This is a genomic window from Streptomyces roseochromogenus subsp. oscitans DS 12.976, from assembly GCF_000497445.1.
Lineage (GTDB): Bacteria > Actinomycetota > Actinomycetes > Streptomycetales > Streptomycetaceae > Streptomyces > Streptomyces oscitans.
On sequence record NZ_CM002285.1, the window covers coordinates 6,364,171 to 6,378,295 of the forward strand.

General features: G+C 70.7%; 14 protein-coding genes and 3 pseudogenes. 13 read left to right on the forward strand and 4 right to left on the reverse strand.

Annotated elements, in window-relative coordinates; genetic code table 11:
- The 3 genes and pseudogenes from M878_RS77180 to M878_RS77190 form a co-directional block, all read left to right on the forward strand.
- Nucleotides 1-616, forward strand: a pseudogene (locus tag M878_RS77180) (ATP-binding protein); the annotation flags it as partial.
- A gap of 760 nt (nucleotides 617-1,376) precedes the next feature.
- Nucleotides 1,377-1,853 (forward strand): single-stranded DNA-binding protein, encoded by a 477-nt coding sequence (locus M878_RS77185; protein WP_023550661.1) that lies wholly within the window; start codon nucleotides 1,377-1,379, stop codon nucleotides 1,851-1,853.
- Between the two features lie 274 nt (nucleotides 1,854-2,127).
- Nucleotides 2,128-3,531: a Cys-Gln thioester bond-forming surface protein gene (locus M878_RS77190; RefSeq protein WP_023550662.1), complete on the forward strand. Its 1,404-nt coding sequence runs from the start codon at nucleotides 2,128-2,130 to the stop codon at nucleotides 3,529-3,531.
- A gap of 11 nt (nucleotides 3,532-3,542) precedes the next feature.
- On the opposite strand, the gene M878_RS77195 is transcribed toward M878_RS77190, so the two are convergent.
- On the reverse strand, nucleotides 3,543-3,728 hold the full coding sequence (locus M878_RS77195; RefSeq protein WP_245238225.1) for a hypothetical protein: 186 nt from the start codon (nucleotides 3,726-3,728) through the stop codon (nucleotides 3,543-3,545).
- A gap of 116 nt (nucleotides 3,729-3,844) precedes the next feature.
- Here M878_RS77195 and M878_RS77200 point away from each other — a divergent pair.
- From M878_RS77200 to M878_RS94925, 6 genes and pseudogenes are all read left to right on the forward strand, one after another.
- A pseudogene (locus M878_RS77200) lies at nucleotides 3,845-4,348 on the forward strand (NsdA family TPR-like regulatory protein); the annotation flags it as partial.
- Nucleotides 4,349-4,429: 81 nt separating this feature from the next.
- Nucleotides 4,430-4,996: a Uma2 family endonuclease gene (locus M878_RS77205; protein ID WP_023550665.1), complete on the forward strand. Its 567-nt coding sequence runs from the start codon at nucleotides 4,430-4,432 to the stop codon at nucleotides 4,994-4,996.
- 118 nt (nucleotides 4,997-5,114) lie between these two features.
- Nucleotides 5,115-5,603, forward strand: coding sequence for a chromate transporter (locus M878_RS77210; RefSeq protein ID WP_245238425.1), 489 nt, complete (start codon nucleotides 5,115-5,117; stop codon nucleotides 5,601-5,603).
- 18 nt (nucleotides 5,604-5,621) lie between these two features.
- Nucleotides 5,622-6,842 (forward strand): serine hydrolase domain-containing protein, encoded by a 1,221-nt coding sequence (locus M878_RS77215; protein WP_023550667.1) that lies wholly within the window; start codon nucleotides 5,622-5,624, stop codon nucleotides 6,840-6,842.
- A gap of 156 nt (nucleotides 6,843-6,998) precedes the next feature.
- The gene (locus tag M878_RS77220; protein ID WP_023550668.1) at nucleotides 6,999-7,373 is read left to right on the forward strand and encodes a hypothetical protein; all 375 of its coding nucleotides are present in this window, start codon (nucleotides 6,999-7,001) and stop codon (nucleotides 7,371-7,373) included.
- Nucleotides 7,374-7,421: 48 nt separating this feature from the next.
- A pseudogene (locus M878_RS94925) lies at nucleotides 7,422-7,882 on the forward strand (UTRA domain-containing protein).
- Here M878_RS94925 and M878_RS77230 read toward each other — a convergent pair.
- Nucleotides 7,879-8,373: an HAD domain-containing protein gene (locus M878_RS77230; protein WP_023550670.1), complete on the reverse strand. Its 495-nt coding sequence runs from the start codon at nucleotides 8,371-8,373 to the stop codon at nucleotides 7,879-7,881. The pseudogene M878_RS94925 and the gene M878_RS77230 overlap by 4 nt on opposite strands.
- A 242-nt stretch (nucleotides 8,374-8,615) precedes the next feature.
- Between M878_RS77230 and ettA the strand changes: the two genes are divergently transcribed.
- The 3 genes from ettA to M878_RS77245 are packed head-to-tail and all read left to right on the forward strand — an operon-like array spanning nucleotide 8,616 to nucleotide 11,374.
- The gene (gene ettA, locus M878_RS77235; protein ID WP_031225993.1) at nucleotides 8,616-10,280 is read left to right on the forward strand and encodes an energy-dependent translational throttle protein EttA; all 1,665 of its coding nucleotides are present in this window, start codon (nucleotides 8,616-8,618) and stop codon (nucleotides 10,278-10,280) included.
- 6 nt (nucleotides 10,281-10,286) lie between these two features.
- On the forward strand, nucleotides 10,287-10,700 hold the full coding sequence (locus M878_RS77240) for an acyl-CoA thioesterase (protein ID WP_023550672.1): 414 nt from the start codon (nucleotides 10,287-10,289) through the stop codon (nucleotides 10,698-10,700).
- Nucleotides 10,697-11,374, forward strand: a complete 678-nt coding sequence (locus M878_RS77245) for a DUF8185 domain-containing protein (RefSeq protein ID WP_023550673.1) — start codon at nucleotides 10,697-10,699, stop codon at nucleotides 11,372-11,374. Before M878_RS77240 ends, M878_RS77245 begins: the two co-directional genes overlap by 4 nt.
- Nucleotides 11,375-11,584: 210 nt before the next feature.
- Here the strand turns inward: M878_RS77245 and M878_RS77250 are convergent, their stop codons facing one another.
- Complete coding sequence (locus tag M878_RS77250; RefSeq protein WP_023550674.1) at nucleotides 11,585-11,989, reverse strand: globin; 405 nt, start codon at nucleotides 11,987-11,989, stop codon at nucleotides 11,585-11,587.
- A 79-nt stretch (nucleotides 11,990-12,068) separates the two neighbouring features.
- On the opposite strand from M878_RS77250, the gene M878_RS77255 reads away from it, so the two are divergent.
- Entirely contained in the window at nucleotides 12,069-13,064 is a 996-nt protein-coding gene (locus tag M878_RS77255; RefSeq protein WP_245238227.1) for a methyltransferase domain-containing protein, read from the forward strand.
- A 15-nt stretch (nucleotides 13,065-13,079) separates the two neighbouring features.
- On the opposite strand, the gene M878_RS94930 is transcribed toward M878_RS77255, so the two are convergent.
- The coding region (locus tag M878_RS94930) for an FHA domain-containing protein (RefSeq protein ID WP_158692785.1) at nucleotides 13,080-14,125 on the reverse strand (1,046 nt) is incomplete at its 5' end.

Genomic DNA, 14,125 nt, shown 5'->3' on the forward strand with positions numbered 1-14,125 from the left:
GCTGCGGCTGTGGCGCTGGTACCGGGGGCGCGGCGACGCCACGACGGGCCGGCACGCGGTGCGCCCCCAGGCCGAGGAGGAGATCACGGCCCGGCAGCGCGTGGAGCAGGCGGTCCGTACGGTGGCCGACCGGGCCTCGGCCGGGCTGCCCGGGCCGTGGGCGCAGGCGGTGCGTGAGGCGGCCGTACGCGGTGCGCACGGGCTGTCGGAGGCGCTGGACGAACTGGCGGCGAGGGCCGGACTGCCACCGGGCCGGCCACCGCGGCCGGGCTGGTGGCCGGTGGCGGTGCTGGTCCAGGCGGCCATGACGCTGTTGCAGATCGTGGGAGGCCTGTGGCTGGCGGGCCAGATCGCCGGCGTCATGGGGCCCAACCTCGGGGTCCCGGTGCTGCTGATGGTGTGCGGGATCATCGGCGGGCCGCTGGTGGAGTGGGGCTGCCGCATTGCGGCCAGAGGCCCGGCCCGGCGCTATGGCCAGGAGGCGGAACGGCGCCTACGAGAGGCCGCCGCCGGCTGTGGCCGAGCCCGGGTGCTCGATCCGGTGGCGGCAGAGCTGTTGCGCTATCGAGAGGTGCGCGAGCAGTACGGGCGGGTTGTGCGGACCGGGTCGAGGTGAGCGTGAGCTGATGGGCGGGGGCGGCCGTTGTGGGGTGTGTGAGCTGATGGGCCGGGGCGGCCGCTGGGGGTTCGAGGGCTGGCGGGCGGGGGCGGCCGCTGGGGCCGAGTGCGCTTGAAGGCTGGCCGGGGCCGTCCGGGTGTGCGTGGGCTGGCGGGCGGGGGTGGCTGGTCGGGGCCGCGTGGGCTGGTGGCTGGGGGTGGTCACTCGGGGTGGGTGAGGTGAGGGGTGGCTGCGGTCGGTTGGGTGGGCGTGGGTTGATTTGGGTGGGCGTGGGTTGAAGGGTGGAGGTGGGGCCGGTCGGGTTGCGTGGGCTGGCGGCCGGAGGTGGCTGGTCGGGGCCGCGTGGGCTGATGGCCGGAGCGGTCACCCGGGGTGCGTGAACTGGCCGCTACCCGGGATGCGTGAGCTGGGACCAGTCGAGGCCACCCCGGGATGCGTCAGCCTGTGGCCTGCTGCGGCCACCGGGGGTGAAGGCGGCGGGGGGACGGAGGTCACTCGTGCGGGTGACGGGGATTTCCACAGGTGAGGTGGTCGTCCACAGCGCTCAGCGGGCCCGGCCCGGCGGAGGCAGTCTGGGGTCGCGGCGATCGCAGGGCGGGTCCGGCCGGAGGACGGCGGACGGCGCGCGTGATCGGCGGGACGTGCCGGCGCGTACGGCGGTCGTACGCGCCGGCACGGCAGACGCAGCCGTACGGGACGGGCCCGTACGCGTGTCCGCCCGGCCGTCGAGAGCCGGGCGGGGGAGGGGAGCGAGGACATGAACGAGACGATCGTCTGCGTGGTGGGCAACGTGGCGACCCAGCCGGTGTACCGGGAGGCGGCCGCGGGCCCGTCGGCCCGGTTCCGGCTCGCGGTGACCGCGCGCTACTGGGACCGGGAGAAGAGTGCCTGGACCGACGGACACACCAACTTCTTCACGGTGTGGGCCAACCGCCAGCTCGCGGTGAACGTGGCGGCGTGCGTGGAGGTGGGCCAGCCGCTCGTCGTACAGGGCCGGCTGAAGGTGCGCACGGAGGTGCGCGAGGGGCAGCAGCAGTGGGCCTCCGCCGACATCGACGCCGTGGCGATCGGCCACGACCTCGCACGCGGTACGGCCGCCTTCCAGCGCGCGGCCAAACCGGAGGCTGCCCTCACGGCGGCCCGGCCGGAGCCGAGCTGGGAGACACCGCGCCCTGTCGGCACACCGGACGAGGAGGCGGCCCAACAGGCCCCGGAGCCAGCTGCGGTGACATGACGTCAGCGACCGGCACGGATGCGCCGGGACCGCCCGGTCCCGGCGGGACGCGGTTCCCGAACACCCCGTACGAACCGGTGGATTTGTCGATATGCCCAGCTCATGGACGGTCCCGGGGATAACGATTACGGATCGGATCGCCCATCGGATCATCCGACCGACGGGAGAGGCTCCGAGTGATCCATAGGATGCCGGGCGTGCCCCTAGAGGGCCGCCGATTCTGCTGGTGGGACCGTCCCCCACGTCCAACGGGTCCTGCTCGAAGGGGAATTCTGTGCTTGCTGCGTTCTCTGGGTTCCGCCGTTCCGCCGGAGCGGCCCGCCTGGCCGCCGCCACGGCGGCATCCGGTCTCGTGGCAGCCGGTGTGCTGTCCGGCGCCGGTAGAGCCGCGGCCGACGAGACACCGCAGACCGAGGGCGGAGCGGCGGCCACGATCGACGGCCTGAAGACCTACGGCGAGGCCGTGATCCACGAGAACGGCGGCGACCAGCGGGTGCAGGCGGGCCTGTTCGAGATGTCCGTCGACGGCGGCGGCACCCTGCAGACGTACTGCGTCGACCTCCACAACCCGACCCAGCGCGACGCCTACTACGAGGAGACGTCCTGGAGCGGCACCTCGCTGGGCACCAACAAGGACGCCGGCAAGATCCGCTGGATCCTGCAGAACTCCTACCCCCAGATCAACGACCTCGCCGCGCTCGCCCAGCGGGCGGGCACCGGCTCACTCACCGAGCAGGACGCGGCGGCCGGTACCCAGGTGGCCATCTGGCGCTATTCCGACCACGTGAAGGTCGACGCCGTAGACCCGCAGGCCGAGAAGCTCGCCGACTATCTGCAGAAGAGCGCCGGCGACCTCGGCGAACCGCAGGCCTCGCTCACACTGGACCCGCCTGCGGTCTCCGGCCACCCCGGGGATCTGCTGGGGCCGGTGACCGTGCACACCAATGCGACCGGTGTCGCCGTGACCCCGCCGACGGACGCGGCCACCAGCGGGGTGCGGATCATCGACAAGACCGGCAAGGTCATCACCTCCGCTCAGGACGGCAGTCAGCTGTACTTCGACATTCCGGAGGACGCCTCGACCGGCACGGCGCAGCTGACGGTACAAGCCTCGACCACGGTGCCCGTCGGCCGGGCCTTCGCCTCCGACAGTCGCAGCCAGACCCAGATACTGGCCGGTTCCAGCGAGTCCACGGTATCCGCGACCGCCAACGCCACCTGGGCTTCCAAGGGCGCCATACCCGCGGTCTCGGCCCGCAAGGACTGCGCCAAGGGCGGCGTGGACATCATCGTGGCCAACAAGGGCGATCAGCCCTTCACCTTCGAGCTGATGGGCACCGAGCACACCATCCCCGCGGGTGCCACCCGCACGGTGACCATCCCGCTCCAGGAGGACCAGGCCTACGACTTCACGATCACCGGGCCGCACGGCTTCACCCATCGCTTCACCGGCGTCTTCGACTGCAAGACCCAGGGCGCACTCACGACCCAGACGACCCAGGTCCACAACGAGCCCAGCCCCGCCACGGTCGGCGGCACCACGGCCCCCGGCACCGACCTCGCCGCGACGGGCGGCTCGGCGATCACCCCGCTGATCGCCGGCGTGGCCATCGGCTTCGTGGTGATCGGCGGCGCGGTCCTGGTACTGCTCCGCAAGCGCGAACAGCCGGACAACTGACCTCGTCCGGGTCAGGCCTCCTCGTTCCGGGCGCCGGACCCGTCCTGGGACGTGTCAAAAAAGATCAGCCGCGCCGAACCACTGATCATCCCCACACACCCCAACCAGAGCGCCAGCCGCCCGAGGGCCTTGCCGCCATGCCAATCGTGCGGGGCCCCGAAGACAATCCAGGCACCCAAGGCGATCCCCGCGATCATGACGGCCACTCCACCGATACGACGTAAGCCGTGACTCATGGGCCCATCGTCGCCCGTGACTGATCCCCGCTCAACTGCGTTTGCACCCGACCAGCCACGACCTGCAACGGAAACCCCAGGGTGAGGCGCTGCTCCACGTCACCCATGCCCGCGCGTACGCCGCCGTAGGCGAGAAGCCCGCAGCGGCCCGCGCCCTGCTCGTCGCCGAAGACGCCCTTCTACGCGACGACGGCCCACAGCCGAGCTACTCCCGCGTCAGCGAGCCAGCCGCCGGCACCGTGGCCGGCCACACCGCCCGCGCCTTGACCGACCTCGCCGACCACATCGGCACCGAGCAACAACACCGCGATGCCCTGGTGCGCTGGGACCCCGGGAAGTACAAGCGCGTCCACACCCTCACCTACGCCGACCTCGGCGACAGCCTCGCCGCCCAGACCCGCGCCGATGAGGCCGTCGCCGCCTGGTCCCAGGCCCTGACTCTCATGGAGGGCATGACCTCGGACCGCACCCGTAAGGCGATCAACTCGCTTCGCTTCACCCTCGGCTGCCGACCGGGCGTTCCGCAGGCCGGCCTGGTCCTCACCTGTCGTGAGCTCGCTGTCGGGGAGGGGCATGAGTGAGTTCAGCGTGCTGGACGGGTGGCAGACAGTACGCTGAGTCAGCGGGGTCGGGCCCGCAGCACAGTGTCCGGGAGGTGCCTCATGACGGCCGACATGGTGGCCCCGGCGTGGATGCATGAGCAGATCACGGCGGAGGAGTACGAGTCCTGGTCCGAGGAGCAGTGCGCCGGTATCGAGATCGTGGACGGGATGGTCGTCCTGAGTCCGAGTGCGTCCAAGCGCCACAACCGGGTGGCCCGGATTCTTGCGAACGCCCTGGATGCCGCCGCGGGCCCGGAGTGGAACGCCGACACGGACTTCGACGTCCGGCTTCAGGACGTCCCGCTCACCAATCGGTGCCCGGACGTCGTCGTGTACCGAGCAGACACGATCGACATCACCCCCACCCGCCCTGAGCACGTGCTGCTGGTCGCGGAGGTGGTGTCGCCAGGCTCGGAGACCACCGACCGGATCGTGAAGGTCGACCAGTACGCCAAGGCAGGCATCGGCTTCTACTGGCGGATCGAGCAGGCCGCGACAGGCGTTCCTCTTGTGTACACCTACGTTCTCGACCCCGCGACGCAGACCTACCGGGACGGAGACGTCTTCACCGGCGTCCTCAAGGTAGCGGCCCCCTTCCCTGTGGAGATCGACCTCGGCCAGATCTGACCACGCGCTGCTTGGCAGTCGGCAGCGCGTGAGCGATGCGTGAGCGGACGGTCCGACACAGGGGGCATCAGGGCGCGACTCCGGCCATCGTGAGGAGCGTGGCCCCATCCTCCCTCTGCTGCGCGACGGCGTCGTCTCTCAGCACCACCGGCTCACCCAGGCACAGTTCCTGGACGCCGTGGCGATGGGCCTGATCATCCCCGGCCTGGTCGTCATCACCGCCGCCTTCATCGGCCACCTCGTCGGCGGCGCCACCGGCGCGTTGGTCGCGACCGCCGCCATCTTCATCCCCATCTACCTAGGCGTCGTCGTCCCCGGCCGCTGGTTCGTCCGCCACCGTTACAACCCCCAGCTCAAGGCATTCGTCACCGGCCTCCCCGACGCCATAGCGATCGCGCAGGACCTTGGTGCATGTCTCGCGGGAGGTGCCCGCAGTGTTGCTGCGGAGGCTGTTCGCCGCGACGGAGTCTCCGAGGCGGCGTCGGGGTCGATGCCCGAGGTGACGTCGGGGGTGGATCAGGGGCAGTTCGGGGTTGATCCCGATACCCGGCGAGTCGGCGGCCGAAGCAGGATTGATCACGTCGCTGAGGACCGCTCAGCCGAGTGATCTCACGGAGTGCCCCGCATGAAGCCGCTCACCCGTCGTGCCGCCGCCCTCGGTCTGGCCTGCTCCGCCCTCGTCGGTGTCACCGCTGGATCGGGTGCATCGGCCTTCGCCGCCGACGGCACAAGCTCCAGCGCCACGACGGCCTTTCCGGCGCTGAACCCGTCCGCGCTTGAGGCCGCCATCCAGACGCGGCCCTCCGACAACGCCTCCGGCGCGATCGCCCTGGTGGCCGAGCCGGGCCAGCTGTGGAAGGGCTCCACCATCGACAGTCAGACCGGCCGGAGGATCCCGGCGAACGCACACTTCCACGCCGGCAGCATCTCCAAGGTCTTCGAGACCACCGTCATCCTCCAACTCGCGGCAGAAGGCCGGATAGACCTCGACCAGACCATCCAGCAGTACATGCCCGGCCTGCTGCCGGACACCTTCCAGCCGATCACCGTCCGCGAGCTGATCAACTACACCAGCGGCCTCCCGAACGTGGACGAGGGCAAGCCCGCCGACAGCGCCGACGACACGATCGCCAGCCGATACACCTACCGGACCTTCGACGAGATCATCCAGGACACCTTGCGCCCAGCCGACCGCCCGTGGCCCGGCCCGCACTTCGCCCCCGGTACCAAGCAGGAGTACAACTCCCTCGGCTTCCGGATCGCGGGCAAGCTCATCGAGCAGATCACCGGCAACTCCTTCAAGGAGGAGGTCACCGACCGCATCCTGGAGCCGCTGCACCTCGAACAGACCTCGGTGCCCGAGGACAACCCCAAGATGCCCCGGCCCTACCTGCACGGCTACATGACCGACAGCCAGGGCGAGGCGGTGGACGTCAGCGAGCAGGGCGGCGACCCGTCCAACATGATCTCCGCCCCGGCCGACCTGGACCACTTCATGACCGCGCTGTTCCAAGGCCGTCTGCTGCCCACCGCGCAGCAGAACGAACTGTTCACCCTGCCCAAGGACAACGAGGGCAAGCTCGTCCCGTTCGTCGGTGGCACCTCCTGCAACAAGGTGGCCTGTTTCGGCGCCGGCCTGATGTCCACACCACTGCCGAACGGTGCCGTGCTCTGGGGCAAGACGGGCCACGACGACGGCTACGCCAACGGCATGTTCGCCACCCGTGATCTGTCCGTCCGCGCGGTCTACTCGGTCTCCAACCTGAGCCTCGACTTCGGCGCTCCCACCCACCTGTCCAACCGCCTGCTTGCGGCAGTCCTGAATCCCACCACCTCGCACAACTGACTTCGCCCTTTGCGTCGAGGCGCCCGCGGCATCGCCCGCCTGAGCGGCCTGGCCTGGCCGCCAACTGCACCTTTGGGAGAACAGCACCCCGGGCAGCGTCGAGCACCACCCGGCAAGGATTCGATCCCACTCCTGAAGCGGTGATTCACTGGCCAGATGAACACGTTCGATCACTATCTCCCGGACTGGGAGTTCGGCGAAGACTGGCGGCCAGTGGTCGAACACCTGGCGGCCCGTGTTACGAGCTGGCCGAGTGGAGCGCCGGAACCGGAAGACTTTTGCGTGGACTTCCCCGCCGACGTGCAATGGACAGAGGGCCTGCTGGTGTGGACGCGACTCGGGAGTATCTGCCTGGGCGGACAGATCGACCGTACAGGTCTGCGCTGTGGCACCCTGAACCCACACAATCCGGGAGACCATCTCGACTGCCGCTTCATCCTTCTCGGCGAGGGAAGATCCCTTTCTGATCTGGTGGACGCGCTTCTTGACTGGGTGACCGCCCAGGCGGGTCGGGCTGACATCCACGGCTGACGCCAACGAGTCCGAACAGAGACGGATCCAAGCGGCCAGCGGCGCACCATCCGCCGGGCGCAGGAGCTGCTGATCTCCCAGGGTGTGCTGGAAGGCCGCGCCGGGTCGGGCACGTACGTTGCCGAGCCCCGGAAGCGGGTCCGGGTCGTCCGGTCGTCGGCCCCGGAACAGCCCAGCGGATCGCCGTTTCGCGCGGACATGAAGGCCGTGGGCAAGCAGGGTGATTTGGGAGAGCCGCACCGACGCCAAGGTGCCGGCTGCACGCCGGTGCTGGTGTCGTGAACCGCATGGCCGCGATCGGTGTCACGGTCAGCCACGCCGTGGAGCAGCCCGAGCCGAGGCAGGCGACCGTCGAGGAGGCGTCGATACTCGGCATCCAGAAGGCCGCGCTCGTCACGCACATCCGGCGGACCTACTACAGCGACCAAGGGCGGCCCGTCGAGACGGCGGACATCGTGGTGCCCGCCGCGCACTGCGAGATCGTCTACGAGATCCCGATCAACCGTTAGTCGGCGCTCTCAGCAGCGAGCCAATCGCCGAGCGCCGAGAAGTCGGCGTCTACGAGCCCTTGAGCCGGGTCGACGCGATGAAGCAGCGACGGCCCAGGATGTTGGGCATCGACCCACAAGCGATCCATGGCGCCGATTTCGTCGTCGACCCAGATGAACGGTCGACCGTCGGCCCACTCGACCAAGGGGCGAGTCTTCCAGTGCAGGCCGCGGGGTCCGTCGTCGGCGCCGGTGTCCGGCCACTCCACCACCGCCAGCTTCGGCAGTCCAAGGCGCGGGGCGACGGCCTCGTTCGCGTCCTCCATCCACGTCGTGGCCCACACGAGATGGCAGCCCAGGGCGAGGAGACGCGATCCGATGCCGGGATCCAGTCGATCAAGCAGCGGGTTGCCCTGATCGAAAGACGTCGAGGAGCCGTGCGAGGCCCCGAACGGGATGAGCGGCCCGTCGACGTCGAGGAAGAGGATGGGGCGCTCCGCTGCGCTGGTCACAGCGGCACGATAGCCCGGCGCGGTGGCGGCGGGGACTCTGCTTCCTGGGCCGTCCCTGAGCCGTCCGAGGGTGCCCGAGGCCACCCAACGGCGACCGACAGCGACAGTCGAGCCACTGTCACCACCACCGAAACCCCAGGTCAGAGCGCCCGGACCAAACGGGTTTCCATCCAGGCCTGGCCGTCGGGCAAGATGGGATGTATCTGCCCACTGCCTGATTTCAAGCTGCCGGACGGTTTCTCTTGGCTGAGTTCATTTACACCATGCGCAAGGCGCGCAAAGCGCACGGCGACAAGGTGATCCTCGACGACGTCACCCTGAACTTCCTGCCGGGTGCCAAGATCGGCGTCGTCGGCCCGAACGGTGCCGGTAAGTCGACCGTGCTGAAGATCATGGCTGGTCTTGAGCAGCCGTCGAACGGCGACGCGTTCCTGTCGCCGGGCTACAGCGTGGGCATCCTGCTGCAGGAGCCCCCGCTGAACGAGGAGAAGACCGTCCTGGAGAACGTCCAGGAGGGTGTCGCCGAGATCAAGGGCAAGCTCGACCGGTTCAACGAGATCGCCGAGCAGATGGCGACCGAGTACACCGACGCGCTCATGGACGAGATGGGCAAGCTCCAGGAGGAGCTGGACCACGCCAACGCCTGGGACCTCGACGCCCAGCTCGAACAGGCCATGGACGCGCTCGGCTGCCCGCCCGGCGACTGGCCCGTCACCAACCTCTCCGGTGGCGAGAAGCGCCGCGTCGCGCTCTGCAAGCTGCTGCTGGAGCAGCCCGACCTGCTCCTCCTCGACGAGCCCACCAACCACCTCGACGCCGAGTCGGTGAACTGGCTGGAGCAGCACCTCGCCAAGTACCCGGGCACCATCGTGGCCGTCACCCACGACCGGTACTTCCTCGACAATGTCGCGGGCTGGATCTGTGAGGTCGACCGCGGCCGCCTCCACGGCTACGAGGGCAACTACTCCAAGTACCTGGAGACCAAGGCCTCCCGCCTCAAGGTCGAGGGCCAGAAGGACGCCAAGCGGCAGAAGCGGCTCAAGGAAGAGCTGGAGTGGGTGCGGTCGAACGCCAAGGGGCGGCAGGCCAAGTCCAAGGCGCGTCTGGCGCGGTACGAGGAGATGGCCGCCGAGGCCGACAAGATGCGGAAGCTGGACTTCGAGGAGATCCAGATTCCGCCGGGGCCGCGGCTCGGCAACGTCGTCGTCGAGGTCGACCAGCTCAACAAGGCCTTCGGCGAGAAGATCCTCGTCGACGGGCTGAGCTTCACGCTGCCGCGCAACGGCATCGTGGGCGTCATCGGCCCCAACGGCGCCGGCAAGACCACGCTGTTCAAGATGATCCAGGGGCTGGAGACCCCGGACTCCGGCGACATCAAGGTCGGCGAGACCGTCAAGATCTCCTACGTGGACCAGACCCGCGCCAACCTCGACCCGAAGAAGACGCTGTGGGAGGTCGTGTCCGACGGGCTCGACTACATCAACGTCGGCCAGGTCGAGATGCCGAGCCGGGCCTACGTGTCCGCCTTCGGCTTCAAGGGTCCGGACCAGCAGAAGCCGACCGGTGTCCTCTCCGGCGGTGAGCGCAACCGCCTCAACCTGGCGCTGACCCTGAAGCAGGGCGGCAACCTGCTGCTCCTCGACGAGCCCACCAACGACCTCGACGTCGAGACCCTCAGCAGCCTGGAGAACGCGCTGCTGGAGTTCCCCGGCTGCGCCGTGGTCGTCTCCCACGACCGCTGGTTCCTCGACCGCGTCGCCACGCACATCCTCGCCTACGAGGGTGAGTCGAAGTGGTTCTGGTTCGAGGGCAACTTCGAGTCGTACGAGAAGAACAAGGTCGAGCGGCTCGGCCCGGACGCCGCGCGTCCGCACCGCGCCACCTACAAGAAGCTGACCCGGGGCTGATCGGTCTTGCGCCACATCTACCGCTGCCCGTTGCGCTGGTCGGACATGGACGCGTACGGACACGTCAACAACGCGATCTTCCTCCGCTATCTGGAGGAGGCCCGTATCGACTTCACGTCCCTCAGGGGCGCGGAGTCCAAGCAGGGGTCCGTGGTGGCGCGCCATGAGATCGACTACCGCCGCCAGCTCGTCCACCGGCCCACGCCCGTGGACATCGAGCTGTGGGTCACGGAGATCAAGGCCGCCTCCTTCACCGTCTCCTACGAGGTGAAGGACGCGGACGCGATCTATGTGACGGCCCGGACCGTGGTCGTCCCGTTCGACTTCGAGAGGCAGCGGCCGCGCCGGATCACCGAGGGGGAGCGGGAGTTCCTCCAGCGGTACACGGACGAGGCTGCCGAGGAGGCCGTCGCCGCATGACGGTGCTGCACCTGGCCGACGAGACGGAGGCGGCCGACCTCGCCGCCTTCCTCTCCCGGCTGCTCCACTACGACCGTGGAGCCGCGGTGCGCCTGCAGGCGGCCGGTACGGCGCTCGCCGTGTTCGGCCGGCCGCCGTCCTTCGAGGTGCTCGCCGTCCGCGCGGTACGGCTGGCCAAGCCGTACGAGAACGGGCTCGACGTCACCCTCGACGTGACCGTCTCCGCCGGTCAGTTGCTGGAGTCCGTGGACGAGCGCGCGGCCACCGCCGGCGTACCGGCCGCGGTGACCGGTCCGCCGTGGGCCGGTGTGCTGCCGCCGCGCGGCGGCTGGCGGGCCGTACCGGGGCTGCCCGCCCCGGACGCGCTGCGGGCGACCGTTGCCGCGGCGGTCGCCGAGTTCCGGTCGCGTACGGAGGAGCTGGCGCCGGACGGCCGTACCCGCGCGGAGCTGGACCGGATCGGGCGGGACATCTGGTCCCGGGAGATCGGGCGGACCGGGCTTCCGGTGCGGGCCGTGCACGCGGCCCAGTCCCTGGGCTTCCTGCGGCCCGGGGTCGGTCCCGCCGATACCGGGCTGTTCTCCTCCGGGGCATGGCTCCGGCTGCGCACCCCCTACGGGTCCGTCGCCGTGCGACGGGCCGGGCTCGGGGCGCTCGGCGTCAGCGTGCGGTGACCGACTTCGGTCACCGGGTGTCGTCCGGCCACACCCCGATGTGGTCCTTTGCCAGCTCCGGGGCCACACGGTCGCAGATGCGCCAGCACCGCGGTGCTGACAGAGCGGGTCGGCTCCGGGTAAGCGGTTGCCGACCGGTCTATGCCGGATCGTGACCGGAATGCGGCGATGTGTGACCAGAACCCGACCTTCAGTGGCGCGAGTTCGGGCTCACTCTGGCGTGTTCACCATCGACGCGGCCGCGTACGTCAGATAGTTCCACAGCGTCGTCTCGTGCTCCTCGGACAGCCCGAGTTCGTCGACGGCCACCCGCATGTGCCGCAGCCAGGCGTCGTGCGCCGCGCGGTCCACGGTGAACGGGGCGTGCCGCATCCGCAGCCGTGGGTGGCCGCGGTTGTCGCTGTAGGTGGTGGGGCCGCCCCAGTACTGCATCAGGAACAGGGCGAGCCGCTCCTCGGCCGGGCCCAGGTCCTCCTCCGGGTACATCGGCCGCAGGATCGGGTCCTCGGCGACTCCCTCGTAGAAACGGTGGACGAGCCGCCGGAAGGTCTCCTCCCCGCCGACCTGCTCGTAGAAGGTCTGCTCCTGAAGCGTGCCGCGCCGAATCTCTGTCACCCGTACATCGTCTCAGACGGGGCGACCCAGGACTCAAGGCTTAGGACCCGCAGGACCGGCTCGACCCTACTGTGGACCCATGGGTATGGGTGTGGGCCTGGGTGCATACGACACCGGGATCGAGGCCCTGGCCGCCGTCGCGCGGGCCGCGCTGGTGCGGGAGATCGACGCCGAGGGAGCCTTTGCCGGGGACCCGGTGTGGCGGGAGGCGTTCGCGGCGGTGCCCCGGCATCCGTTCGTGCCCTACTACTACGTCGCCGGGCGGCGCGGCCACGAGCGCCGCTGGGGCGAGAGCCCCGACCGGGAGGCTCGCGAGCGCTGGGTGCGCGGCGCTTACGAGGACGTGCCGCTGGCCACCCGGCTGCGCGACGGCGAGCTGGTCTCCTCCAGCAGCCAGCCCTCCCTGATGGCGCGGATGCTGGTCGCGCTGCAGGTGGCGGACGGGAACCGGGTGCTGGAGGTGGGCGCGGGCACCGGCTACAACGCGGCCCTGCTCGCTTTCCGGCTCGGCGACGACGGCCTCGTCACCACCATCGATCTGGAGCCGGAGATCACCGAGTCCGCCCGCCGGCACCTGGACGCGGTCGGCTTCCATCCGGCCGTCGTCACCGGCGACGGCGCGCGCGGAGCGCCCGAACGCGCCCCCTTCGACCGGATCATCGCCACCTGCGAGCTGCCCACCGTCCCGCGCGCCTGGCTCGCCCAGTGCCGCCCCGGCGCCCGGATCCTGACCCCGTTGGCCACCGGCCTGCTCGCGCTCACGGTCCGGGACGCGGCACACGCCGAGGGCGGATTCCTGCCCACGGCCGCCTACTTCGTACCGCTGCGCGGCGAGGGCAGGGTGGAGCCGGAGGACGTGTCGCTCGCCGGGCTGCCGGACCGGGCCCGCGAGCAGGAGACGTTCCGCTTCCTGCTCGCGCTGACCCGGGGCACCCTCGATCCGCGGGAGGCCTACGCGCTGTGGGAGCGCGAGGGCGTGCCGGAGCGGGAGCGGTACGGCGTCACGGTCGACGGCGAGCACGCCCGGGCCTGGCTGGACGACCCGGCGGGGCCGTACGCCTGGCCGTTGCCGTGACCGTCCCCCGGGGCCCTAGGCCCGCCGGATGGTGATCGTCGTCCAGGCGCCCACGTGCACCCGGTCGCCGTCCTGCAGCGGAACCGGCACGAACGGCTGGATCGGTTCCTCGGACATGTTGACCGTCGTGCCGTTGGTCGAGTTCTGGTCGACGACCGCCCAGCTGCCGTTGGGCTGCTGCACCAGCACCGCGTGCTGATGCGAGACACCCGGGTCCTCCGGCGGCACCGACAGGTCGATGTCGGGGGTGTCGCCGGTGGAGTGCCGGCGGCGGCCGATGGTGAGCTGGTTGCCGCTGAGCGTGCGCTGCTGCTCGGGCGAGTACGCGGGCAGGTTCAGGCCCGCGGCCTCGGGCCCCGAGCGCTGCATCATCGCCATGAAGTAGTCGCGGTCCGGACCGATGGTCGCCGTCCAGGTGACCGGTCCCGCGGGCTGCTGCGGGAAGCCGGGAACGGGCGGCGGGGCCTGGGTGGCTCCGGGCTGCGGGTAGCCGTACCCGCCACCGGGACCACCGGCGGGGCCGGCGGACGACGGCGGGGCCTGCGTCGCGCCCGGCTGCGGATAGCCGTACCCGCCACCCGGACCTCCGGAGGGGCCGGTGGACGACGGCGGGGAGATCATCCAGTCGTCGTCACCGCCGCCGACCGGGGGCCGGCGGGTCTCACCCGGGAACGCGGGTGGCGCGGGCGGACCCGACTGCGCATACGCCTGCGAGGCACCGCCGGGAACGGCACCGGGGCCGGGCGGGACCGGACGCGAGGGGTCGCCGCCGAACCCGGAGGGACCGGGCGCGCCGGGACCGCCCTGCGGCGGGCCGGGAGGAGTGGGGGCACCGGGACCCGAGGGCTCCCGGCCGAAGGGCGCGGGCGCACCGGGACCCTGGCCCTGACCGGGGCCCTGCCCCGGGCCGCCGCCGAAGCCGGACGGACCACCTGGAGCACCCGGACCACCAGGCCCCTGCCCCGGGCCGCCGCCGAAGCCGGACGGACCACCGGGAGCACCCGGAGCGCCGGGGACCGGCCCCTGCCCCGGAGTGCCACCAAAGCCAGGCGGACCCGACG